This window comes from Faecalimonas umbilicata, assembly GCF_042846195.1.
Taxonomy (GTDB): Bacteria; Bacillota; Clostridia; order Lachnospirales; family Lachnospiraceae; genus Faecalimonas; species Faecalimonas umbilicata.
Window position 1 is genome coordinate 2,423,149 of the sequence record NZ_AP031411.1, and the last position, 23,457, is coordinate 2,446,605.

A 23,457-nucleotide genomic window follows, 5' to 3' on the forward strand; every position below is an offset into this window, starting at 1 on the left:
CAGATGTCTGCTTCTTTTTGCATTTTCCTAATATTAAATATCTCTTCCGATCACCTGTGCGATGACTCTTCCTTTCTCAATCATCGTCTTGAATTTTTCTGGCTTCAGCGATTGTGCTCCGTCACTCCATGCCTTCTCCGGATTGTTGTGTACCTCCACGATCAGACCATCTGCGCCTGCTGCAATCGCCGCAAGGCTCATAGATTCTACAAGATCCCAATCACCTGTTGCATGAGAAGGATCAATAATGATCGGCAGGTGGCTCTTCTTCTTTATGATCGGAACAACACTGAGATCCAGCGTGTTTCTCGTATAACGCTCAAAGGTACGGATCCCCCGCTCACAAAGAATGACATTCTCATTTCCGCCGGACATAATATATTCTGCAGACATCAGCCATTCCTCAATCGTATTGGAAAGTCCTCTCTTTAATAAGATCGGTTTGTTGATCTTCCCAAGTGCTTTGAGCAAATCAAAATTTTGCATATTTCTAGCTCCTACCTGGATCAGATCTACATACTCTACAAATTCATCAATTTTATCTGCGCTCATGATTTCAGACACGATCGGTAATCCTGTTCGTTTTCTTGCCTCTACCATATCTAAAATACCCTCAGTTCCAAGTCCCTGAAATGCATATGGTGACGTTCTCGGCTTATATGCACCACCTCTTAACATGCATCCTCCGGCTTGCTTTACCTCTTCGGCAATCTCACAGATCTGTTCCTTTCCTTCCACGGAGCAAGGTCCACCAATGACAACAACTTTTTCCTTGCCTCCAACTTTAATTCCCGCCACATCGATGATGCTGTCCTCCGGGTGAAATAACCTGTTAACCTTCTTATATGGCGCTGCAATCCTTGTCACATCCTCGATCCACGGATTGGCACGCACCATCTTCTCATCTACAACTGTCGTATCTCCAACGATTCCAAACACGTTGTAATTCGTTCCAAGAATCGTGTTGACTTCCAGTCCTTTTTCTTCAAATCCTTTTACAATCTTCTCTACCTCATTCTGAGGAGCTCCTTTTTTACATGTAATAATCATTTTCTTCTTTCCTCGTCCTCTAACCTATTTTCTTTCTCTCTATGTGTATGGCATCTGTCACCTGCAGATCAATACCCCAGTTTTTCTTTCAATACCTCAATCGCCATCCGGTAACCTGCGATTCCCTGTCCGGTAATCGTATGGAAACACGCCTGCCCCGCATAAGAAATCTGCCGGAACGCTTCTCTTTCTTCCACTTTGGAAATGTGTACTTCCACACATGGAATTTGTACCGCTTTGAGAGCATCCAAAATAGCAATACTCGTATGTGTGTATGCTGCCGGATTGATGACGATTCCGTCCATCACTCCATACGCCTGCTGGATTTTGTCAACGATCGCTCCTTCATGATTGCTCTGAAAACACTCAATCTCTATCCCATAATCTTCTCCGGTTTTCCTACACAGTTCCAAAAGCGCTTCATAATTCTCTTTTCCATAAATCCCCGGCTCTCGAATCCCGAGCATATTGATGTTCGGTCCGTTAATGATCAAAAACTTCATCAAATCCCTCCTTCACTTTCTGTACAGCCAGCTTAAATACTGTATCATTATTAATTTCAATATCACTATATTTCTGATAAAGCGGCATCCGCTCCTGCTCCATCTGTCTTAATTTTTCTCTGCTTGTGCTAAGTGGTCTGTTTCCGCCGACTGCCAGCGCATTCACATTCCGTCGGATATGGAATACAATCCCATTTTGCCGGAGTTTTTCCATATTTTCAGCGTTTTTGATAATTCCTCCTCCGCAGGAGATCACTTGTCCATGCTCTTTTGCAATTCTGGCACAGACTTCCTGTTCAATTTCCCGAAACCGACTCTCACCATATCTCTCAAAAATCTCAGGAATCGTCATCTTCGCTTCCTTTTCAATTTCCTTATCTAAATCTACAAATGTCTTCCCGATTTCTTTTGCAGTCTTCTTGCCAATGGTAGACTTTCCGCATCCCGGCATCCCGATCAATACAAGATTCATCATATCCTTCTTCATCTCAGCAACTATGCGGTCTATCTCCCTATCTTCAATCTTTGTATCCAGAAAAAACTCCACTGCGTATTTTGCCTGCGCCACAAGCATTTCCAGTCCATTGACTGCCCGCAGCCCCTGCTCCTCTGCCTGCTGACAGAGCTTTGTCTTCATCGGATTGTAAATGACATCAACTACCGCCTCTGCATTCGGAAATTTCTTCAGATTGATCAGGCATTCGTCATTTTTCGGATACATCCCAACGCTGGTCGCATTGATAAACACCTGTATTTCCTGATACTTCTCCAAATCCTCATAAGAGATTATCGGATCCGTCTGATTTCTCCCTACAATATAAACCTTCTCTGCCCCCATATCATGAAGGACTGCCTCCGCGGTCTTACTTGTCCCCCCGGTGCCAAGAATACAACAAACTTTTCCACAAATCTCTACTCCATTATGTTGAATCATCTGCTTCAATCCCGCAAAATCAGTGTTCGTTGCATATAATTTTCCATCCCGATTGACAATCGTATTGACCGCATGGATCGCACTTGCTTTCTCATCGATCACATCACAATACTGCATCACTGTTTCCTTATAAGGAATTGTCACATTCACCGCATCAAACTCTTTCTTTTTAAAAAATTCATGAAATTCTTCCTCGGTTAATGGAATCAGATCGTATGTATAATCTGCAAGTTTCTCGTGGATTGGTTTCGAAAAACTATGTCCAAGTTTTCCCCCGACAAGCCCTACTCTCATCTGGTCACCTCCTGTATATTTTTATCAGCAAAATTTTCTCATATCCTCGATCTTCATATCGATCAGCTCCGCCTTTCCAATTTCACGGACCTGAACGATTGTAATCTGGTCTCCGCTTGCCTTTTTATCTTTCTTAATAAAATCAATGACCTCCTGGATTTCATACGGAACATCCAGCGGAATCTCCATCTTCTTTAAAATGCTTTTCAAACGCTCTTTCAACTGCTCATCCTCGAGAATCTTCATCATCCCCATTGCTACACATTCCCCATGATAATAATCATGCAGATGGTAAATACTCTCGATCGCATGCCCGATCGTATGCCCGAAATTCAATATCTTTCGGAGATTCTGCTCCTTCTCATCCTCTTCTACCACATGCTTCTTCACAATCAGCGAGCGGGTGATGATCTCTTCAAGAACCTGATCGATCTCTTCCTCCTCAAACAGTCGGAAAATTTCCGGATCTGCAATCATTCCTGCCTTGACCGCCTCCACAAGTCCATTGTAATAATGACGTTTCGGCAATGTCCGAAGTGTATTCAAGTCAATCAACACTACCTCCGGATGATAAAAGGTCCCGATCACATTTTTCACTTCCCCGAGATTGACTGCAACCTTCCCTCCGATACTGGAATCAATCTGCGACAAAGTCGTTGTCGGAATGGATGCAAACTTCATCCCACGCTTAAAGGTCGCTGCCACAAATCCACTGAGATCTCCAATCACTCCGCCTCCCAGCGCAAGGATCCGATCCTTTCTGGAAAAATTCAGCTGCAGCAGTTTTTCGCAGATCTGCTGATAGACCGGAAAGCTTTTTGCCCCCTCACCGTGTCTGCATACATGTAGATACCCCTGCGGACACTGTGCAAGCACTTGCTTCTGATATCGTTCCGGCACTCCATCATCGGTAATGATCATCACCTTACAGTTTACATCTATATAATCTGCCAGATGAAGCATGGCATCTCTTTCTATAATAATACGACTTTTCTGTTCTGTCAGATTAACGGATAATTCCATCTGTCCACTCCTCCCACTTTCTCTGTTTAAAGTAAAAAAGTATCTGCCTATTCTTATAAAATAAGTTCTTCATGCACCCAAAAGAAACAACTCGAATGTTCAGGGTTGAAAGATACTTATCTATAAAAATAAAAGACAGATACTAAATAGTTCATTCTCATTATTAATCACTCCAAGTAGTTTGATTTTATTACTTTTTTAATGAGAACGCAAGTATATTATGAAATTTTTCTAAAGTTTTTCGATATTAGCTTCCGATTACGGATGGCAGTTGCCACATGGAGCATATCCCTGCTCGATCACTTCCTCCCGCTTTCCGGTATAAACCTTTTTATTCTTCTCTTTCATCGACTTGACACCGGAGCAGGATTCTTTGTGAAACTTCTTACTGCTCGTATTTAATATATAAGTCTGCTCACTCACCGGATCTGAACTGTCTTTGTCAGAAGCAGTTCCTGAAGCAGCGTTTCCTGCTTTGTCAGAGTTTTTGGAAGCTGGCAGAAGTTCGTTTGCCTCCCGGCTTTCTCCGGTTTTATAATCAATCTCCACTCCCGGCTGTACATTATACACATATACATTAAAGGAAAGATCTGCTCCCTGATCTTCCACCGATTCTGCTTCCATCTGCACTCCCGATGCCACAAGATTTTCCCCTTCAAACACCGGTGTGACACGGTACATCACATGATTGCCAGTTTCTTTGATGTAGTCTGCAACCATATTTTCAAATGGAAGCATCCCTTCCGTGTTCATATATCTCGTTCCTGTGATCAAATTTTTCTCATTGGCATTTTCGGCAGTCAGCTGATAACCGATTAAATGACAACGGTTATACAGATATTTTCCCTCCACCATATCATACTTTACAGTATGCCATCCAGTCGGTTTCACCTGCCCGATCGCTCCACGCTTCTCCGTCGGCATTAGTCCCTCCCCGATACTTGCCTCTGCAGTACTGCAACGCCCAAGTGCATCCAATGTTCCATATGTCTCATATGCTTCTGGCTGCAATTCTTCTTCCGTAAAATTTGGCTCATTGTCATCAATCACCACATACGGTTCCCCATCATATTCTGGAATGGTCTCCATAGAAATATCTGACTGCTGTGTCCCAGACACCGGAACCGTCTCCTGCTGCGCATTTGCTGAAGTTTTCTCCTGTTCTGCCTTGCCTGCACATGCTGACATAAAAACCATCACACATGCAGTCACTACACCGAGAAGCCGATATTTCCCATTTTTCTTCCATTGCTTCATCCTGATTCCTCCTATTATGCTTTTCCTTATCTGACATAAACTTCCTTCGTAATTTTCTCATGAGAATGCCCCGAAAATTCCACGCATTCCACCATCTTCCACCTAGAAAGGTCCATAGCAAATCTTATGTCTGCCGGATATTTCCGATTCCATCGATATAACACCACAGTTTGTATTTCATCTTTATATTCATGGATCGGCACATTTTCCACAAAACAATACTCCCCTTCGCCAGCTTCTTCCAAAAATCTTTCTGACACAGAAATATCCCCTGAATACGTTCGAAACAATTCGGCGGAATATTCATTCATCCAAATTCTTGCTCGTCCATCTTTCTTCACTTCTTTGGACACCATCCGAAAAATGTCCTCTATTACAGCCCTGTCTCTGCTGATACGACGATTATGGAACAACATGGCATTGTTATCCCCCACACATACAATAATCTTCATATTTTTCCACTTCCTCCCGAATGCTACCTGAGGCTTTCCTCTAAATACTTCAGATATCGCTCAAACACTTCTCTCTTTTTTAACCGTCTCTGAATCTTTTTCCTTTCACTACCAAAATCAGCCAATGCTGCAAACATCCATCTGAGAAATACTATCATCCCGATTACTCCGACAATAAGACTCATCCCCAAAGGGAAAGATCTTGAGACAGCAATCCCGATACAGCCTATGCACCATACCAGTAACCCTGCTGTCGTACATGGATATCTCTGCCTAACATACACCAAGGTCAAAAAGATTATTTTTAAATAAATCATTATTTTTATCTTCCTTATTATTCATCCCAACAAGCTTCAAACCTTTTGCAACACAAAATGCTATATAAAAATAAAAACCCCAGTGTACACTGAGGTTTTACATGGACCTGAGGGGAGTTGAACCCCTGTCCGAAAGCCCGTCCATTGCGGCATCTCCCATTACAGTCATTATTTTAACATTCCCTCCATGAATCGCCTAATGACAGGCTCTTCACTTTAGTAGCTTCATAAATTCTTCCATTCCCTCAAAGCTTTGGAAACGAAGTGCCTCACCTCTTTGAAGCCGGTGACTTAAGCAGTGAGTGACTTAAGGCCGACTGCTGCAACTAGGCAGCGTACGCTAAATTTTCGTCTGCGTTTATATTTAAATACGGATTGATACGCGGTCCCGCCCCGCGAATGGCTTCCTCAACTTCAGAACCCCCGTCGAAACCAGTACAAGCCCTAATCATGACTTCTCTGTCTGGTATGACTGCAAACGATTCGTGTCATTATTATATTCTATATATAACACAAATGTCAAGGATATTTTATTCTGAGTGCTCTGAGTGCTCTACTGTGCTCTCCCTTACGACAAGTCTTGGCTGAAATGTAATACACTTCTGAGAATTCACTCCACTGCCTATCTCACTGATCAGCTGCTGTACTGCCTCCACTCCCATGTCATAGACCGGCTGACTGACTGTTGTCAGCGGGACATCCAAAATCTCTGAAAAGAAAATATCGTCATAGCCAACTAGCGAAATTTCTTCCGGCACAGCTATTTTATGCTTTTTCAGACAATTATATACCCCATATGCACCCTTTCTGCGCCACTCCCAGTTTGCATCCGGTAGGTTCCCCAATCAGCAAAAGAGAGCCTGACGACAAATCTATTTCCTCTAATATTTTGTCCACTCCATTCACACTCGGAATTGCGAGAATCTCTTTTAGCAGTGTGATACTTTTCTTGCTTCTGTTTTTAGATATATTTACAGTATATCCGATATTATTAAAACGTTTTTCTTATCATTCTAAATCGAACTTCTTCTTGCTCACTCCACTCTATCATGCTATAATTTTTTCATAGAATTCCTCTGTTTCAAGGAGGAACTTACCATGAAAAAAACTTTACAAGATCTTACAATCAAAGACAATTTTATGTTTGGCGCTGTAATGACTGATCCAGAAAACTGCAAAGGCTTACTGGAATTACTTCTTCACAAAAAACTGGACAGAATCATCGTAAGTACCGAAAAAAGTATGATCTATCATCCAGAGTACAAAGGCGTCCGTCTTGATGTCTATGCAAAGGATGATACAAATACCCGGTACAATATTGAAATGCAGGTACTTCGAAAATCCACTCTCGGCAAGCGCAGCCGTTATTATCACAGCCAGATTGATATGGATCTGCTGCTGAGCGGTTCCGATTACCGTGAACTTCCTGATACTTATGTAATCTTTATCTGTGATTTTGACCCATTCGGCTTCGGAAAATACTCATATTCCTTTTACACTGCCTGCAGAGAAGAAGGTTCTCTCGCATTCAACGACGGTCTTTACACTATCTTTTTAAGCACAGCAGGCAAAAATGAATCGGAAGTTCCGGAAGCACTCGTTTCTTTTCTCAAATTTGTCAAAGCCGATTTATCAGAAAGCAGCAAGGATTTCCATAACGAATATGTCAGGAAGCTCCAACGATCCATCAGCCAAATTAAAGAAAACAGAGAAATGGAGGAACGATTTATGTTACTGGAAGAATTACTGCAGGAAGAGCATGAAGAAGGACTTCGCCAAGGTCGTATAGCGGAACGCACTGAAAACATCCAACGTCTCACAGATCTTCTCTTTTCTCTTTTAAAAAAATTTGACAAACTTCCTGACAGTCTTTTTGAGAAAATTGAAGCAGAAAAAGATCCTGATCGTTTCATGCAATGGATCCAGTTCGCAGCTGAGTCTGCATCCCTTCCGGATTTTTTATCAAAGATTGAATAATCTTTTTCATTTATATCAAAAGAACAAAACTAAAGAAAAAGGCATATCAGTACCACTGTTACATTCTGGTTGTTTCAAAAACAGCTCAGAATTTGCAGCGTGATCCCGATATGCCTATCTAAATTTCACTTCTTATTTTCAAATAAAATTTATTCTATTATTTCATCTGATTTCATAACGATTTTACAATTTTATTACAGAGGAATTCTATCTCATTTCTTATTCCAGTCCCAGAATCTCGGCAAGAACATCGACGATGATCTCATTTGTACAAGATTTTACATACCCGAGTAAATGCAGGGAAATTTCATCCTGCTTCTGCGCCTCAGTCAGTTTTTCATCGTGCTTTGTCTGATCGATCATCTGGATCAGCTGCGGTGTCAGATCTTCATAAATCTCTATCGTCGTATCTGTCACCAGTTTTCTCAATGCCTCTTTTGTTGTAGGTACCATGTTTTTCTCCTGTTCTTTTTCAGATTTTCTATTGTCATACTGCCTTTTTACTGCTGCTTTACAAACCGACTTTCTTCACTTTGCAGCTGCAGTCTTGTAACCGTAGCTGTCTACCCAAGATTTCTAATCTTGAAATCTCTCTGTGCCTCTCTTTGCTGATCTTTCTTTGCGATGTCATTTCGCTTGTCATAGAGTTTCTTTCCTCGCGCAAGACCAATCTCTACTTTCACTAAACTTCCTTTGAAATATACTTTGAGTGGCACGATCGCCATCCCTTTTTCCTTTGTCTTTCCGAGCATTTTATTGATCTCTGCCTTATGTAACAGCAGCTTTCTCGGGCGAAGTGGGTCTTTGTTGAAAATATTTCCTTTCTCATATGGACTGATATGCATTCCATAGATAAAAACTTCTCCATTTTCCACCCGGATAAACGATTCTTTGACGCTGCATTTTCCCATACGGAGGGATTTCACCTCCGTACCATGCAGCGCAATTCCTGCCTCGTAAGTGTCTAAGATAAAATAATCGTGGTATGCCTTTTTATTGTTGGCAATCAGTTTCGTCGATGTTTTCGCCATCTTCCTCATCCCCCTTATTTACCAGTTCAAAATCTATTGTACGCTGCAGACGGTCTGTGTCAAGTACCCTGACATAGACTTTCTGTCCGAGTTTATATGATCTTCGTGTATGCTCCCCAATCATCTCAAAGCGGTCTTCATAGTAATCGTAGTGGTCGTCATGCATATTGGTAACATGGATCAATCCTTCCACTGTATTTTCCAGTTCTACATACATGCCCCATTTTGTAATACTTGAAATGACTCCTGCAAACACTTCACCAATGTGTTGCTCCATATATTCTGCCTTCTTTAAGCGGATTGTCTCACGCTCTGCCTCTTCTGCCCTGCGCTCCATCTGGCTTGCATGCTTTGTTACTTCCGGTAAAATGGATTCATAATGTTCCATACGGTTTTCATTCATCCTTCCACGCAGTGTCTCTTTGATGATCCGATGGATCTGAAGATCCGGGTATCTTCGGATCGGTGATGTGAAATGGCAGTAATACTGCGCTGCAAGTCCAAAATGCCCTGTATTTTCCGGTGTGTATTTTGCCTGTTTCATCGAACGCAATGCCAGTCTGCTGATAAAATCCCCTTCCGGCGTACCATCTACTTTGGCGAGCAGCTTTTGAATTTCCTTCGGTCTTACTTCTTTGTTTGCCACATGCATGGAATGTCCAAAATTATTGATAAATGTGCATAATTTTTGAATTTTTTCCTCATCTGGCACATCATGTGTCCGGTAGACAAACGGAATCTCCTGCCAGAAATAATCCTCTGCCACCGTTTCGTTTGCAAGCAGCATAAAATCTTCAATGATTTTTGTCGCAGTATTCCGATCATATGGTTTGATCTCTGTCGGAGTGCCATCCGCATTCAGCATGATCTTACTTTCTGGAAAATCAAAATCGATCGAACCTCTGCGGTGTCTTTTCTCTCTTAAAATCTTCGCAAGCTCTGCCATCAGTTCAAACATTGGCACAAATTCTTTATACGCTTCCATTTCTTCCTGATCTCTGTCCTCCAGTATTTTTTTGACACTTGTGTAGCTCATGCGCTGATCAATATGGACGACGGTCTCTGCTATTTTGTGATCGATCACCTCTCCTTTTGGATTGACAGTCATAATACAGCTAAGCGCCAGTCTGTCTTCCCCTGCATTCAGAGAGCAGATTCCATTGGAAAGTGCATGTGGCAGCATCGGGATCACCCGGTCAACAAGATACACACTCGTTCCGCGCTCATATGCCTCCCTATCAAGTGCACTTCGCTCCTGCACATAGTTTGTCACATCCGCAATATGCACACCGAGCTGATAATTTTCTCCTTCTTTTGTAATGGAGATCGCATCGTCCAGATCTTTCGCATCTTCTCCATCGATCGTTACCATTCTCCAGGAACGGATATCCATACGCCCTGCCATATCTGCACTTGTGACGTCTTTTGCCACCCGCTCTGCCTGATTTAACACCTTCTCCGGAAATTCTACCGGAAGATCATACCCTTTCACGATCGACATAATGTCCGTGCCCGGATCATTCACATGCCCGATGATCTCAACAACCTTTCCTTCCGGCTTCTTGCCGTCTTTTCCATAAGAAGTCAGTTCAACAACAACTTTATGCCCGGTCACTGCCCCTTTTGAGCGCTCCAACGGCACAAAAATATCTTTGACAAACCTGTCATTGTCCGGGATCACAAAACCAAAGTTTTTATTTTTCTGAAAGTATCCGACCAGCTTCACCGTTCCATGGGAAAGAATCCGCACAATTTTCCCTTCTCTTCGCTTTCCTTCGGGTGCTTTTGTTATGACAACTTCCACCTGGTCCATGTGAAATGCCCCATTCGCATCGTCCTCTGAGATAAAAATATCATCGGCTTGTCCTTCGACCGTAACAAAGCCAAATCCTCGTGCATGCGCCTGATAAGTTCCGACAAGCTGCTTTGCAGTTCCTTTCACATACTTTCCTTTCTGTGTAACAGAAACCTTTCCGTCTGCCACAAGCGCATCCATCACTTTCTTTAATTCATTTCTCTGATCCTTCGGCACCTGAAGAAGAATTGCCAGTTCTTTCAACTTCATCGGTACATAAAAATCATCACAAATAAAATCGTATATAATCTTTTTTCTTTTTTCAAATGTCTGTTCCAATCGTTTCACTCCTTTTTTTCGTATCTCATTTCCCTACAATTATTTCTGAACTTGCCCAGAAACGAGCAAAGAATCTCGCAAGTCAGACTCTCCGCACGCGAACGGTGTCGTTAGCAGCGTGTTTTTCGTTACATAGGAATTTCCTATGTAACGAAAAAGAACATACCTATCTGACAACAGGTATGTTCTACATTTACACATTTTTCCAAACTGTCTTTTTCTGATTTCTTTGACAATTTCTTCAGCAAATCTTTGTATTGCTTCTCAGTAACACTTCACCGATAGCATATCCGCTCTCCCTCACATCCTGCCAAATCGCACAGACGAAAGCAATAGCAAGTACGATCTAGTTAAATACACCGAGATTCAAAGCTGCTGCCAGTATCATAAATAAACATGCTAAGAACTTCGTAGATTTGACAAGTGCACCTTCCATAGAACGTCCCTTGTTCTGTCCCCAGTATGTTTCCGCTCCACCTGCGATTGAACCAAGCCCTGCGGACTTCCCTTCCTGAAGAAGTACAATGATTGTCAATGCGATACCGTCTATTACAAATAAAATAGTTAATACAATTTTCAAAATTTCCATTTTTACACCTCCCGTGGATAAACAATATTCATTATACCACAAGAGAGAATCGGTTGCAAGTTCAACTCAGATAACTTTCAAAGAAGTTTTTCGGGAAACTAGCAAACGATTTCTTTCTATTCTTCCGGCTCTGCGAGAAATGGAAAAGGATTTTGGTACTCCGCCACATCCCCCAGCGATTCTTCGATCCGGAGCAGCTGATTGTATTTTGCCACACGCTCGGATCTGCACGGTGCTCCTGTCTTAATCTGCCCGACATTCAATGCGACTGCAAGATCTGCGATCGTACAGTCTTCCGTCTCTCCCGAACGATGGGAAACGATGGCATGATACCCGGCATTTTGCGCAAGTTTTACCGCGTCCATCGCTTCTGTGAGCGTACCAATTTGATTAACTTTCACGAGAATCGCATTGGCCACGTTCTTATCAATCCCCTTCTTTAACCTTTTTACATTTGTGACAAACAGATCATCTCCCACAAGCTGCATATCTTGTCCAAGTCTTGTTGTGAGCAATTCCCAGCCTTCCCAGTCTTCTTCATCTAACGGATCTTCGATGGACACAATCGGATAATCCGTCGCCAGTTCTTCGTAATAATCAATCATCTCTTCCGACGATCTGGCGATTTTCTGACAGTTCATTTTCCCCTCGCCTGGGAAATAATATTTTTTCATCTTTTTATCATACAGCTCACTCGCCGCCGCATCAAGGGCAATGACAATATCTTTTTTCAGACGATATCCGGCTCGCTCCACTGCCTTTGCAATCAGCTTCAATGCCTCTTTTGCATTTGGAAGATCCGGGGCAAATCCTCCTTCATCTCCGACTCCGGTCGCCAGTTGTTCTTCCTTCAATAATTTTTTCAACTCATGATAAATCTCCACACACATGCGGAGCCCTTCCCGAAAGCAACAGGCCCCTACCGGCATGATCATAAATTCCTGAATATCTAACGTATTATCCGCATGTGCCCCTCCGTTTAAAATATTCATCATCGGAACCGGCATCTTTTTTGCATTTGTTCCTCCCAGATAGGAATACAGCGGAATCTGAAGCGCTTCTGCCGCCGCCTTTGCCGCTGCCAGTGACACACCTAGCATTGCATTTGCCCCAAGCCCACTTTTATTTTCTGTCCGATCCAGCTCCATGAGAAGCTGATCGATCTTCGCCTGCTCAAACACATTTATCCCGATCAAATTTTCAGCGATCTTCTCATTGACATTTGCCACTGCCTGCTGTACGCCCAGACCATTGTAACGCTTTTCCCCATCACGCAATTCAACTGCCTCATATTTCCCTGTCGATGCACCGGAAGGAACTGCGGCTCTGCCTATATATGCTTCTCCGGCAAGTACCTCCACTTCCACCGTCGGATTTCCTCTGGAATCTATAATTTCTCTGGCGTAAATGTCCGTAATCGGCAAACATTTATACATCATAATTACTATCTCCTCTCCGATTTTATTATTGCCGGAACAATTCCGTTCTATCCGTTGACTTTTCATTTCCTCCGCGGTACAATCTACATAGATTATTAAATTTTTATAAAATGCTGAGGTCTGCACAAATGAATACAAAATCAAAATGGAAATCTTTTTCACTATTAACCGGAAGTATCCTGATCATGGCGGTTGGTATCTATTTTTTCAAATTTGCCAACAATTTTACCTTCGGAGGAATCACCGGTCTTGCCGTTTTAGTTGCCAAGACAGGGATCATGTCAGCCAGTGACTTTACTTTTCTGACGAACATGCTTCTTCTCCTGCTCGGGTTCATTGTGCTCGGAAAAAAATTTGGACTGAAGACTGCTTACTGCAGCACACTTCTCTCCGTCACTCTTTCCCTTTTAGAGCGGATCTACCCAATGAGCCATCCACTGACAGATCAGCCGATGCTCGAGTTGACCTTTGCGATCGCACTGCCGGCATTTGGCTCTGCCATTTTGTTCAATATCGGAGCTTCCAGCGGAGGTACGGATATCATTGCAGCGATTTTAAAGAAATACTCAGATTTCAATATCGGAAGGGCGCTTCTGCTCACCGATCTTGTAATCACAATCGCAGGATGTTTTGTCTTCGACATCGAGACCGGACTCTATTCTTTCCTTGGTCTTGCTGTTCGCTCACTGATGATCGACAATGTCATTGAAAGTTTCAACCTATGTAAATATTTCAATGTCGTCTGCGATAATCCAGAACCAATCTGTGATTTTATCATGCATGAGCTTCATCGAAGTGCGACAACCTGTGAGGCAAAAGGAGCTTTCTCCGGTGAACCAAAGAGTCTTGTTTTCACCGTATTGAACCGTCATCAGGCGATCCGCCTCCGAAACTATATCAAAGAGGTGGAACCAACCGCATTTATCCTGATCTCCAACACAAGTGAGATCATCGGAAAAGGATTTCATAATACAATTTAATAGGATTACTCCCATAAAATCTGTAGCCAAAGAGCTTCTCAATATTTTCTGATTTTTGAAGTATATTATATTATCACAGATTTTCATTCTCCCGGCACTATGCGTTGCATAATCGCCGGGATTTTTTTCTAAAATAGTTTCAAAATCGCCTCATTGTTTTCAAGCAATTTATTTATTTTTTATATTTTTTTCATTTTTATAAAGAAAATCCTTGTTTTTTCTTACATCTCGTGGCATAATGATTCCTAAATATTCTGTTTTTGGCATTAATGTTGTATCACTCTAAAGCAGAAAACAATAAACTTATGATGGGAGGAAATTATTATGGACAAAAAACGAGGATCATTTTCAGGCAAAATGGGCTTTGTACTTGCTGCTGCCGGCTCTGCAGTAGGTCTTGGGAATCTTTGGAGGTTTCCTTATCTGGCAGCAAAATATGGTGGAGGGATCTTTCTGCTAGTCTATTTAATACTGGCTGTCACATTTGGTTTCACTCTTATGATCACAGAAATTGCAATCGGCCGCAAAACCGGTGTCAGTGCTATTGGTGCTTTCCAAAAACTAGATAAACGTTTTGGATTCGTAGGCGTACTTGCCTGTATCGTTCCGTTTATTATCACCCCTTACTACTGCGTCATCGGCGGATGGGTAATCAAATACTTATTCACCTTCCTAACCGGGAAAGTAAGTGCAGCTGCAGGGGATGAATTTTTCACCGGTTTTATCAGTGAATCCGTATCTCCAGTTGTCTGGTTTGCTATTTTTATCCTTCTGACTTCCGCAATTGTAATCTTCGGAGTAGAAAAAGGTGTAGAGAAAGCAAGTCGCTTTATGATGCCGCTGCTGATTGTTTTAATTGTAGGTGTCTGCATCTTCTGTATTACAAGACCAGGCGCTGCTGAAGGAGTAAAGTACTACCTGCTTCCTGATTTTTCTAAATTTTCTGCCACAACGGTGCTGGCTGCTATGGGACAATTATTTTATTCCATGTCTCTTGCCATGGGTATCATGATTACATACGGTTCCTACATGAAAAAAGACAGCCACCTGGAAGCTTCCGTGCGGCAGATTGAACTTTTTGATACAGCAATCGCTTTCCTTGCAGGTCTTCTCATCGTACCGTCAGTGTTTGCTTTTTCCGGCGGAGATGAAGCTGCACTTGGCAAAGGACCCTCTTTGATGTTTATCACCCTCCCAAAAGTATTCAATGACATGACATTGGGCGGAGTAATCGGTGCTGTATTTTTCTTATTAGTATTGTTCGCAGCCCTCACATCCTCTATCTCCCTTATGGAGACAAATGTTTCCATTCTCCGGGATAAATTCGGGTGGAGCCGCAAAAAATCAACACTGATCATTACTGTATATGTTTTAATCCTCGGATCGATCGTCTCTCTTGGCTTTGGTCCTCTGAGTTTCATCAAGATCCTTGGTCTGGGACTTTTAGACTTTTTTGATTTTATCAGCAACAGTGTACTGATGCCGATCGTGGCAATCCTGACCTGTATCTGTGTCGGACACTTCGTCGGAGCCAAAGTCATTTCCGATGAAGTAGAATTAAATGCTCCATTTAAAATGAAGAAATTTTATACCATAATGCTGAAATGGATCGCACCTGTATTTCTCGTACTTGTCCTCGCATTTGCGGTATCAGAAGCAATGGGATGGATTCGTGTATAAGCTCAACTTTCCCCTTTCTGATGAACAAGGGAACATAACAAAGACAACCGTTCTTTTTGAATGGTTGTCTGTTTTTATTTTCTCATTATTCATTGATCGGGAAGTAGCACCGCAAATATTGCTGCATCTAAATCAGATTCCCAAAATCTTCTTCATCACATCTATACACTCACTTCGTGGATCTGCGCTGTAAATATTCACATGGTTTAAATCCCCGGCTCTATCTGTAAATGCCGGAAAGAGAAATCCGCATTCCGGTTTCCCTGGCTCATAGCTGCCCAGAAGTGGACAGACTGCACAAATCAAATATTCAAACATTTCCTCGGATTCCCCTAACCGCTCCTTGTCTGCCGCCTTTGCTGGAATGTCATAACGGTCATGAAACATGTAGACTGCATATCCCGAATCCATATAATAATTTTCCATGACCACATCATAAAACGTTTCCATCAGCGCATCATTTTTCAGACCACACTGGCGCAGTCCCATCAAAAGCTGCCACATGCTGCCGGCCCTTCTTGCTTCCCGATCAAATTGAAAATTTTTCAGCTGTATATTTGTCTCCGAAAATGGAATTGCTTTTGCAATTTCTAAATGCTTTTTTCTCTCCTGCGAAGAGAGCTTCAGAAAGTTTGTATTAAAACTCCCGTCATATTCTCCCTCTGCATCGACATAACATCCGGCAATCCGGGTAAAAGATGTGCGGGAAAGTGTCATACGTCTGGTAAGCTCTAGCATATCCTCGCGATTAATCATACTGTTCTCCTCTCACCATTGTTCGGAACTCTTTCGGCGAAATTCCATACTCCTTCACAAATGCTTTATAAAAGACCGAGTAATCGGAAAATCCACACAATTCCGGGATACTTTTTAGAAGGACTCCATCCACAATCAGTTTTTTTGCCTCGATCAGCCTTCGCTGTGTCACAATCTTATAAAAACTGACATCCATCTGCTTTTTAAACAGCTGACCGATTGCCGATTCGCTGATCAGAAAATGTGCCGCAATCGTCTTCAGGCTAATCTCTTCTGCAAAATGTTTTTCAATATAGCTGATGATCTCATCGAGAAGAGCCGCTTTTTCTGACTTCAGTTCTGTCATAGCCTGTCCCTTCCAGCTGCGATACAGCAGACAGATCAGCTGAAGGAACAATCCGCGGCTGAATAATTCTGCCCCTGGCTTTTCTTCCTTCTCCTCCCGCAGAAGTTCCTCGAAAATTTTCTGAAACTGGTAGAGTACTGCCCCGTTTGTACGAATAATATAGGACTTTTCCTGACGCTCTTTCTTCTCTTCCCATTCTGCTGCATTTAACTCTTCACTGCATTTTTTCCAGTAATCTGCACTGACCCACAGCGCAGTTCGCAGATACGGCTCCGTGAGTTGTTCTCCGAAGATTGGTCTGTGACTGACCCCCGGCGGAACGAAGATAATATCATTTGGCTGCAGCTGATAGCGCATATCTCCGATCAAATATTGAATATTTCCGCTCCGGCAAAAGAGAATCTCATAGAAAATATGGCTATGCAGCGACACGCTGTCTTTTAAGTAACTGATATCCTCATGCACATCAAGATATTTGCTGTCCATCTCCATCTCCTGATAGCCGATAAACTGTCCGCTTTCTTTAAAATACAGCTCAATATCTTCTCCCATAGTTTCCCTTAATTTCTCATACTGCTTATTTTTGATCTCTTCGTAGGTCACTTTTTTGAGTTGGCTAAGTTTCACAAAATTCCTCCTATCATTTTATAAATATTTCACAAATCGTTTTCTTTCTTTTTCTATCATAGCAGAAAATGTATTATTTTTGCAATGTTTTATGCTAATTATGCAATTCAAATTGCAAATTCAAAGAAGTATGATAGTAAGCACCGAAATAAACTACACAACAAGGAGAAAAAGTTATGACAGACAAAAAAATTCGCCCTTTTGGGAAAAAAGATGAACTGGGCTATGTATTCGGTGATATGGCAGGAAGCTTCGTCAACTTATTTATCGATGCTTACTTCCTGACATTCTGTACGTATGTACTCGGAATCAGCCCTGCATGGATGGGATCTTTATTCCTCTTTGCAAGACTTTGGGATGCGATCAACGACCCGATTATGGGATCTTTCCCGGATCGCTGGATGATTGGAAAATCTGGTGACAAATTCAAACCGTGGATTAAAATCTTTATGGTGCCTCTGGCACTTTCCGGTATCCTCTGTTTCATGAATGTTCCACTGGAAGGTGTTGCACTCCATGCATATGTTGCATTTGCATATGTCCTCTATGGAATGAGCTATACAGGAACTTCCATGCCATTCGGTGCGATGGCAAGTGTTGTCAGCACAGACCCTATCGATCGAAGCAAGCTTTCCCGTGCAAGAAGTATCGGTGGAACTTTAGTAGGTATGGTAGCTCTTTCCTTTGTTCCGGTTATCTGCTTTGACAAGAACAGTAATATTATCCCGGAACGTTTTACAATGCTTGCTGTTCTCTTCGGCGTGCTCTGTATCGTATGCTACGTCTTACTGACAAAACTGACTATAGAGCGTGTCAGACAGTCTGAAAACAGCCAGAAGGAAAAATTCAACTACAAAAATGTCTTAAAAGCAGTTGTAAAGAATCGTCCTCTGATCGGTGTCATGGTGGCAACTGTCGGAAGTATGCTCTTTATCACAGGTTCCGGACAAGTCCGCAGCTACCTGTTCAAGGAATACTATCACAATACTTCCGTAATGACATTATTAAGTCTTTCCAGCCTCCCGATCATCATTGTATGCTTCCCGCTTGTTCCAAAGCTTGTTGCAAAATTTGGAAAGAAAGCAACATTAATGGCAGGTATCATCAGCAGTACGATATTTAGTGTGATCACATTTATGATTAAAATCGAAAATGTTTACGTATTCACTGTATTAAGCATCCTTGCAATGATCGGACAGACAATCTTTACAATCTTAATCTGGGCACTTGTCACAGACTGTCTCGATTACAGTGAATGGAAACTTCACGAAAGAAGCGATGGATCTATGTACTCCATCTACACATTCAGCCGTAAGATCGGTTCTACAATTGCTTCTTCCGGTATTTCTTTCGCCCTTAGTGCAATCGGCTACGTTGCAGGTACAAACGTAACACAGTCTGCAGCAACCATCGACGGTATCTACAATCTGGTAACATTGATCCCGGTTGCAACTTGTGTTCTGGAACTGATCGGTATCGGACTGATCTTCAACCTGAACCATAAACAGACAAATCAGATGTATGCTGAACTTGCTGAAAGAAGAAGCCAAAAAGAAAGAGGGTAATCTTTTATGAAAAAGACAGATATCCATCTGCACCTCACCTTTGAACAGCACCCGAAGACTGAGCACATGTTTGTGTCAAGCGCAGAACATATGCTCCCGCATCTTCGGGAGCTTTCCATTGAAAAAGGAATCTTAATGTCCTCTGGAGAAGGGAACTCTGCGGTTCCTTTTGGAAGCAATGACGAGTGCAGACAAATTGCAGAGGCATTTCCGGGAATTTATTTCTGGATGTGCAATCTCGATGATGTACCGGAAAATATTTTTGAGCGGCTTGAAACTTATAAAAATCAGGGCGCTGTCGGTATTGGAGAACTAATGATCAACCGCAGCATTGATGATCCTATGATCCAGGAAATTTTTGCTGCTGCAGAAACACTTTCCCTTCCGGTTCTATTTCACATGAGTCCGGAAGTCGGATATGAATATGGCATTGTCGATGATGCCGGACTTCCCCTTTTAGAAGAAAGTCTGAAAAAATATCCAAATCTGAAATTCATCGGCCACAGCCAGCCATTCTGGCATGAGATCAGTGGCGATGCCTCCGGAGATCTCTCCTCCCGTATGGAGTGGGGCAAAGGAGAAGTAGCCCCTGGCGGAAGACTTTCTTACCTTTTCGATACCTACCCAAACTTGTACGGAGACTTGTCCGCCAACAGCGGTGGCTGCGCAATTATGCGCGACGAGACCTTCGGTCTTTCTTTCCTTGAGAAATACTGTGACCGCCTGATGTTCGCGACAGACATGGTCAACGTCGATATGGAATTTCCTCTCGGAAAATGGTTGGAGGAAATGTACCAGTGTGGTAAATTAAAAGAAGAGGTTTACAGAAAAATCGCTTATCAAAATGCAGAATCCCTCTTCGGGCTGCATTAGAAATGGAGGAAACAGATATGCGTACAAGAATATTACCAAAGATGTTAAATGATGAAGTAGAAGAGTATTTATCACGGAATGATATCATTATCGTTCCGGTCGGAACTGTAGAAATGCACGGTGGATTTCCACTTGACTCCGAGACAACCATCAGCGAAGCTTATGCCTTAAAAATGGCAGAAGCATGTGACGGTCTTGTCCTGACCGGACTTCCATATTTCTATGCCGGAGCAACTGCTAGCGGGCGTGGAACGGTTCAGGTGAGCATCCGCGAAGGGATCGACTACCTGACAGCAATCGCAAAGAACCTGTTACGTCTCGGCTTCAAACGCCAGATCTATATTAGCTTCCATGGTCCTGCACATATGACATGCAGCCCGATGGTCCGCGATTTCTTTGACGAGACAGGCGTTCCGATCCTCTACATGGATCTGACGATGCAGATGTTGAAAAATGCAGCTGATCTTTTCAAATCCATGGACAGCTTCCATGCGATCACAACCGGAGCATACAAGATCATGAACCGTCTGGAAGACGTTCCGCTCACAACAAAGTATGCACACAGCAAGCCACAGTCCTGCAAAAAGTTTGACGACATCTTCGGACTCGCTTACCAGAGTGCTTCGATCGGTTACTACTTCAGAGAAAAAGAAGACCACATGAGCACAACTGCAATTCCGGACGAAGCATCCCGTGAAGCACTTGCACAAGAAGGAGTAGAAATCATCGAAAAGACTGTAGAACTTCTGGATCTTCCACATATTGTCAGCCAGATGAAAGATCTGGAACAGTATAACCAGGAAGTTGCTGAAAAATGCCCTTGGGTTCCTTATCATTTCTTCCAGAAATAACTTTCTGTCAGGGACCTATGTCATTTAGGCAAACAAGTGTATCTCAATAAGAAATTTACAAACGAAAAGGCTTACACAAAAGCTGCTGAAACATCTAACACTGATCTTTCAGCAGCTTTTGTAAGCCTTTATTTTATTCTATTTTAAGAAAGCACCAGCCCTTCTTCTGCCATGACATCGATAACTTTATCGACACACTCTTTGCAGAGTTCATCGGTCGCGGCTTCAACCATCACACGGATGACCGGCTCTGTCCCACTCTCTCTTACAAGGATCCGTCCGTCATCTCCAAGTGTTTCTGCCACTTCTTCCACCGCTTTTACAACAGCCGGATTCTCTCTCGCTTCCTTTTTATCTGCCACTCTGACATTTTTCAGAAGCTGCGGATAGATCTTCACTTCCTCCACAAGTTTCCCGAGGGACTGTTTTTTCTCCATGACAACTTCCATCAAAAGCAAAGAGGTAAGAATTCCGTCCCCAGTCGTTGCATATTTACTGAAAATAATATGCCCGGACTGTTCTCCTCCAAGCGAATAGTTATTTTGAAGCATGTTTTCATAGACATACTTATCTCCTACCGCTGTTTTCTCATAACGGATTCCTGCTTTGTCACACGCTTTGTAAAGTCCGAGATTAGACATAATCGTTGTCACGATTGTATCGCCATTTAATCTTCCCTGCTCTTTTAAATATTTTCCACAGACATAGAGGATCAGATCTCCGTCTACAACATTTCCATTTTCATCGACAGCGATACAGCGGTCTGCATCTCCATCATATGCAAATGCAATATCAAGTTTCTTCTCTTTCACAAACTGCTGAAGCACTTCAATATGGGTAGACCCACAGTTCGTATTGATGTTTGTTCCGTCTGGCTCATTGTTGATCACATAAGTCTTTGCTCCCAGCGCATCGTACACACTCTTTGCGATAGCCGAAGCACTTCCGTTGGAACAGTCCAGACCGACTCTCTTATCTTTGAAAGATCGTGTCGCAAGTGAAATCAGATGTCCGATATAGCGGTTTCTTCCTGCTGCATGATCCACAGTTCTTCCGATCTTTTCTTTTTCCGCAAGCGGAAGTTCCTCCAGTTCCCCATCGATGTATGCCTCAATCTGTTCCTCAACTTCTGCCTCCAGCTTGTGTCCCATACTGTTGATCACTTTAATTCCATTGTCATAAAATGGGTTGTGACTTGCCGAAATCATAATTCCACAATCAAAATCTTCCGTTCTCGCCACATAAGATACACTTGGTGTCGTTGTCACATGAAGAAGATAGACATCCGCCCCGGATGCTGTCAGCCCTGCAACGAGCGCATACTCAAACATATAACTGCTCCGTCTTGTATCCTTCCCGATCACAACCTTCGCCTTATGATCCTTTCCATAATACCATCCAAGAAATCTTCCGACTTTAAATGCATGTTCTACTGTCAGAACCTTATTTGCCTCACCACGAAATCCGTCTGTTCCAAAATATTTTCCCATATTTCCTCTCCTTTATTACAAGTTTGTTCTATTATCCGCTTTTTTTGTACAATCCGCTTTTTATTCTTTTACATTATATAGACTTTCTCACAAATATACAACCATTTTTTTCAATTCCCGCAAAAATATTTTTCTGACGACTCCTAAAATATTTTCCGGTTATCACGGAAAATTCACAAGAACAAGTCTATACAAATCACTGATTTTCATGTATGATAGAAGAGGTATAAACTTTCAATATCGTATATGAAAATATACACAAAAGAATTAAGGGGTGTTTTATAATGAAATGTAACAAATGTCATGAAGAAATGAAACTAAAAGAGATTGAGGTCGGAAAAGATTCCGCCGGCAATCCTGTCTATAACTTATATGCCTTTTGCTACCACTGCAAGACAAAGGTCAATATTGATAAATTAAAAAAAGCTGCCAAGGAACGAAAAGAAGCCGAACAACTTGCAGATGCAAAAAGGGAAGCAGCACAAAGAGAGGAAGCTTCCAGATCTGCTGCCACAAAAGATACTACGGCTCCAGTACATGTCTCAGCAAGAACTCAGGAGATCCCTTCCCAGAGTGCTATTTCCCGTGCGTCCTCATCAACTTCTTCCGACCGTCCGAAGAAAAAGTCCGCACCAAAATCTGAGAAAACATCTTCTCCGAAGAAAAAATCTGATGCTTCCCGCTCCCGCCAGACTGAAAAGCCTGCAAAAAAGCGTTACCGTGAGGATGACTTTGATTTTGATGATGACGATTACGACTACATTCAACCGGATAAAGTAAAATCCACAGAGAAGCGTGTTGTTTCTAAAAAGAAAAAAGGCGGGTGCCTAAAGCCGTTTTTAATCTTCCTTTTAATTCTGGTACTTGCAGGTGGAGGCGCTTTTATTTACGGTACTTATGTCGGATATGATTTTTCCTTTATCAATGATCTCAAGGAAAAAATCTTGAACCACACAGACGGAACCGATGAGAAAGACAAAAAAGAGGATGAAAACAAATCTGATAACGGAACAACAGATCAGACAGCAAATCCAGAATCTGATAAAGATGGAGCAACTACAAACTCTGATCTCTCAGACGGAACTGACAATACAAATACTACTGACAGTACAGACGGATCTGCTTCAAACGACACAGACAACTCCGGTACAACAGAACCAGAGACTACCACAGACGACAGCGGAACTGCTGCACAGTAAGACAACTATAACAAAATACCTGAACAGCAATCTATCTATTTAGATCTGCCTGTTCAGGTATTTTTTGCTCTTTGTCAAGAGTTGGGTGAA

General features: G+C 42.3%; 22 protein-coding genes, 1 other RNA gene and 1 pseudogene. 7 read left to right on the forward strand and 17 right to left on the reverse strand.

The window, feature by feature from the left end:
* Positions 1–33 precede the first annotated feature (33 nt).
* The 9 genes and pseudogenes from aroF to ACGG81_RS11675 all read right to left on the reverse strand — a co-directional run.
* Entirely contained in the window at positions 34–1,050 is a 1,017-nt protein-coding gene (gene aroF / locus ACGG81_RS11635) for a 3-deoxy-7-phosphoheptulonate synthase (protein ID WP_008977432.1), read from the reverse strand.
* A 68-nt stretch (positions 1,051–1,118) separates the two neighbouring features.
* Positions 1,119–1,553, reverse strand: coding sequence for a type II 3-dehydroquinate dehydratase (gene aroQ, locus ACGG81_RS11640; RefSeq protein WP_390108472.1), 435 nt, complete (start codon positions 1,551–1,553; stop codon positions 1,119–1,121).
* Positions 1,534–2,781, reverse strand: coding sequence for a shikimate kinase (locus ACGG81_RS11645; protein WP_009263632.1), 1,248 nt, complete (start codon positions 2,779–2,781; stop codon positions 1,534–1,536). Before ACGG81_RS11645 ends, aroQ begins: the two co-directional genes overlap by 20 nt.
* A gap of 24 nt (positions 2,782–2,805) precedes the next feature.
* The gene (gene aroB, locus ACGG81_RS11650; protein WP_336305111.1) at positions 2,806–3,804 is read right to left on the reverse strand and encodes a 3-dehydroquinate synthase; all 999 of its coding nucleotides are present in this window, start codon (positions 3,802–3,804) and stop codon (positions 2,806–2,808) included.
* Between the two features lie 258 nt (positions 3,805–4,062).
* Positions 4,063–5,061 carry a DNA/RNA non-specific endonuclease gene (locus ACGG81_RS11655; protein WP_117577640.1) on the reverse strand — a complete coding sequence of 333 codons (999 nt, stop codon included), beginning with the start codon at positions 5,059–5,061 and terminating at the stop codon, positions 4,063–4,065.
* 26 nt (positions 5,062–5,087) lie between these two features.
* A complete protein-coding gene (locus ACGG81_RS11660) occupies positions 5,088–5,513 on the reverse strand; it encodes a hypothetical protein (RefSeq protein ID WP_390108475.1) in 426 nt (141 codons plus the stop codon).
* A gap of 23 nt (positions 5,514–5,536) precedes the next feature.
* Positions 5,537–5,830: a hypothetical protein gene (locus tag ACGG81_RS11665; protein WP_390108477.1), complete on the reverse strand. Its 294-nt coding sequence runs from the start codon at positions 5,828–5,830 to the stop codon at positions 5,537–5,539.
* A gap of 99 nt (positions 5,831–5,929) precedes the next feature.
* Positions 5,930–6,275: a transfer-messenger RNA gene (ssrA, locus tag ACGG81_RS11670) on the reverse strand.
* 85 nt (positions 6,276–6,360) lie between these two features.
* Positions 6,361–6,630, reverse strand: a pseudogene (locus ACGG81_RS11675) (substrate-binding domain-containing protein); the annotation flags it as partial.
* A gap of 298 nt (positions 6,631–6,928) precedes the next feature.
* Between ACGG81_RS11675 and ACGG81_RS11680 the strand changes: the two are divergent.
* Positions 6,929–7,807, forward strand: coding sequence for an Rpn family recombination-promoting nuclease/putative transposase (locus tag ACGG81_RS11680; RefSeq protein ID WP_117577645.1), 879 nt, complete (start codon positions 6,929–6,931; stop codon positions 7,805–7,807).
* Positions 7,808–8,026: 219 nt separating this feature from the next.
* Here ACGG81_RS11680 and ACGG81_RS11685 read toward each other — a convergent pair whose 3' ends face one another.
* The 5 genes from ACGG81_RS11685 to eno all read right to left on the reverse strand — a co-directional run bounded on the left by ACGG81_RS11685 (position 8,027) and on the right by eno (position 12,997).
* Complete coding sequence (locus tag ACGG81_RS11685) at positions 8,027–8,260, reverse strand: hypothetical protein (protein WP_008977449.1); 234 nt, start codon at positions 8,258–8,260, stop codon at positions 8,027–8,029.
* Positions 8,261–8,370: 110 nt separating this feature from the next.
* Positions 8,371–8,838, reverse strand: coding sequence for an SsrA-binding protein SmpB (gene smpB, locus ACGG81_RS11690; RefSeq protein ID WP_008977450.1), 468 nt, complete (start codon positions 8,836–8,838; stop codon positions 8,371–8,373).
* Positions 8,801–10,972: a ribonuclease R gene (gene rnr, locus ACGG81_RS11695; RefSeq protein ID WP_009263640.1), complete on the reverse strand. Its 2,172-nt coding sequence runs from the start codon at positions 10,970–10,972 to the stop codon at positions 8,801–8,803. The genes smpB and rnr overlap by 38 nt, the downstream gene beginning before the upstream one ends.
* A 346-nt stretch (positions 10,973–11,318) precedes the next feature.
* The gene (gene secG, locus ACGG81_RS11700; RefSeq protein ID WP_008977452.1) at positions 11,319–11,561 is read right to left on the reverse strand and encodes a preprotein translocase subunit SecG; all 243 of its coding nucleotides are present in this window, start codon (positions 11,559–11,561) and stop codon (positions 11,319–11,321) included.
* Positions 11,562–11,677: 116 nt separating this feature from the next.
* A complete protein-coding gene (gene eno / locus ACGG81_RS11705; protein WP_039930857.1) occupies positions 11,678–12,997 on the reverse strand; it encodes a phosphopyruvate hydratase in 1,320 nt (439 codons plus the stop codon).
* 131 nt (positions 12,998–13,128) lie between these two features.
* Between eno and ACGG81_RS11710 the strand changes: the two genes are divergently transcribed.
* Both ACGG81_RS11710 and ACGG81_RS11715 read left to right on the forward strand, forming a co-directional pair.
* On the forward strand, positions 13,129–13,980 hold the full coding sequence (locus ACGG81_RS11710; RefSeq protein WP_390108482.1) for a YitT family protein: 852 nt from the start codon (positions 13,129–13,131) through the stop codon (positions 13,978–13,980).
* Positions 13,981–14,304: 324 nt separating this feature from the next.
* A complete protein-coding gene (locus ACGG81_RS11715) occupies positions 14,305–15,660 on the forward strand; it encodes a sodium-dependent transporter (RefSeq protein ID WP_270196464.1) in 1,356 nt (451 codons plus the stop codon).
* Between the two features lie 132 nt (positions 15,661–15,792).
* On the opposite strand, the gene ACGG81_RS11720 is transcribed toward ACGG81_RS11715, so the two are convergent.
* Together ACGG81_RS11720 and ACGG81_RS11725 are read right to left on the reverse strand one after the other, a co-directional pair.
* Positions 15,793–16,416 (reverse strand): DUF4317 family protein, encoded by a 624-nt coding sequence (locus ACGG81_RS11720; protein ID WP_390108485.1) that lies wholly within the window; start codon positions 16,414–16,416, stop codon positions 15,793–15,795.
* The gene (locus ACGG81_RS11725) at positions 16,409–17,389 is read right to left on the reverse strand and encodes an AraC family transcriptional regulator (protein WP_016439840.1); all 981 of its coding nucleotides are present in this window, start codon (positions 17,387–17,389) and stop codon (positions 16,409–16,411) included. The genes ACGG81_RS11720 and ACGG81_RS11725 overlap by 8 nt, the downstream gene beginning before the upstream one ends.
* Before the next feature lie 176 nt (positions 17,390–17,565).
* Between ACGG81_RS11725 and ACGG81_RS11730 the strand changes: the two genes are divergently transcribed.
* From ACGG81_RS11730 to ACGG81_RS11740, 3 genes are read left to right on the forward strand one after another with little or no spacing between them, the layout of a single operon-like run.
* Positions 17,566–18,954, forward strand: a complete 1,389-nt coding sequence (locus ACGG81_RS11730) for an MFS transporter (protein WP_016439841.1) — start codon at positions 17,566–17,568, stop codon at positions 18,952–18,954.
* A gap of 6 nt (positions 18,955–18,960) precedes the next feature.
* Positions 18,961–19,827, forward strand: coding sequence for an amidohydrolase family protein (locus ACGG81_RS11735; RefSeq protein ID WP_009263646.1), 867 nt, complete (start codon positions 18,961–18,963; stop codon positions 19,825–19,827).
* A 17-nt stretch (positions 19,828–19,844) separates the two neighbouring features.
* Entirely contained in the window at positions 19,845–20,678 is an 834-nt protein-coding gene (locus ACGG81_RS11740; protein ID WP_390108489.1) for a creatininase family protein, read from the forward strand.
* A gap of 143 nt (positions 20,679–20,821) precedes the next feature.
* Here ACGG81_RS11740 and glmM read toward each other — a convergent pair whose 3' ends face one another.
* Positions 20,822–22,168, reverse strand: a complete 1,347-nt coding sequence (glmM, locus tag ACGG81_RS11745; protein ID WP_009263648.1) for a phosphoglucosamine mutase — start codon at positions 22,166–22,168, stop codon at positions 20,822–20,824.
* Positions 22,169–22,452: 284 nt separating this feature from the next.
* Here glmM and ACGG81_RS11750 point away from each other — a divergent pair, with 284 nt between their 5' ends.
* Entirely contained in the window at positions 22,453–23,367 is a 915-nt protein-coding gene (locus ACGG81_RS11750; protein WP_390108490.1) for a hypothetical protein, read from the forward strand.
* Positions 23,368–23,457 lie beyond the last annotated feature (90 nt).

Coding starts and splice junctions, on each gene's coding strand:
- aroF (WP_008977432.1), bottom strand. CDS start 1,050: ATGATTATTACATGTAAAAAAGGAGCTCCTCAGAATGAGGTAGAGAAG.
- aroQ (WP_390108472.1), bottom strand. CDS start 1,553: ATGAAGTTTTTGATCATTAACGGACCGAACATCAATATGCTCGGGATT.
- ACGG81_RS11645 (WP_009263632.1), bottom strand. CDS start 2,781: ATGAGAGTAGGGCTTGTCGGGGGAAAACTTGGACATAGTTTTTCGAAA.
- aroB (WP_336305111.1), bottom strand. CDS start 3,804: ATGGAATTATCCGTTAATCTGACAGAACAGAAAAGTCGTATTATTATA.
- ACGG81_RS11655 (WP_117577640.1), bottom strand. CDS start 5,061: ATGAAGCAATGGAAGAAAAATGGGAAATATCGGCTTCTCGGTGTAGTG.
- ACGG81_RS11660 (WP_390108475.1), bottom strand. CDS start 5,513: ATGAAGATTATTGTATGTGTGGGGGATAACAATGCCATGTTGTTCCAT.
- ACGG81_RS11665 (WP_390108477.1), bottom strand. CDS start 5,830: ATGATTTATTTAAAAATAATCTTTTTGACCTTGGTGTATGTTAGGCAG.
- ACGG81_RS11680 (WP_117577645.1), top strand. CDS start 6,929: ATGAAAAAAACTTTACAAGATCTTACAATCAAAGACAATTTTATGTTT.
- ACGG81_RS11685 (WP_008977449.1), bottom strand. CDS start 8,260: ATGGTACCTACAACAAAAGAGGCATTGAGAAAACTGGTGACAGATACG.
- smpB (WP_008977450.1), bottom strand. CDS start 8,838: ATGGCGAAAACATCGACGAAACTGATTGCCAACAATAAAAAGGCATAC.
- secG (WP_008977452.1), bottom strand. CDS start 11,561: ATGGAAATTTTGAAAATTGTATTAACTATTTTATTTGTAATAGACGGT.
- eno (WP_039930857.1), bottom strand. CDS start 12,997: ATGTATAAATGTTTGCCGATTACGGACATTTACGCCAGAGAAATTATA.
- ACGG81_RS11710 (WP_390108482.1), top strand. CDS start 13,129: ATGAATACAAAATCAAAATGGAAATCTTTTTCACTATTAACCGGAAGT.
- ACGG81_RS11715 (WP_270196464.1), top strand. CDS start 14,305: ATGGACAAAAAACGAGGATCATTTTCAGGCAAAATGGGCTTTGTACTT.
- ACGG81_RS11720 (WP_390108485.1), bottom strand. CDS start 16,416: ATGATTAATCGCGAGGATATGCTAGAGCTTACCAGACGTATGACACTT.
- ACGG81_RS11730 (WP_016439841.1), top strand. CDS start 17,566: ATGACAGACAAAAAAATTCGCCCTTTTGGGAAAAAAGATGAACTGGGC.
- ACGG81_RS11735 (WP_009263646.1), top strand. CDS start 18,961: ATGAAAAAGACAGATATCCATCTGCACCTCACCTTTGAACAGCACCCG.
- ACGG81_RS11740 (WP_390108489.1), top strand. CDS start 19,845: ATGCGTACAAGAATATTACCAAAGATGTTAAATGATGAAGTAGAAGAG.
- glmM (WP_009263648.1), bottom strand. CDS start 22,168: ATGGGAAAATATTTTGGAACAGACGGATTTCGTGGTGAGGCAAATAAG.
- ACGG81_RS11750 (WP_390108490.1), top strand. CDS start 22,453: ATGAAATGTAACAAATGTCATGAAGAAATGAAACTAAAAGAGATTGAG.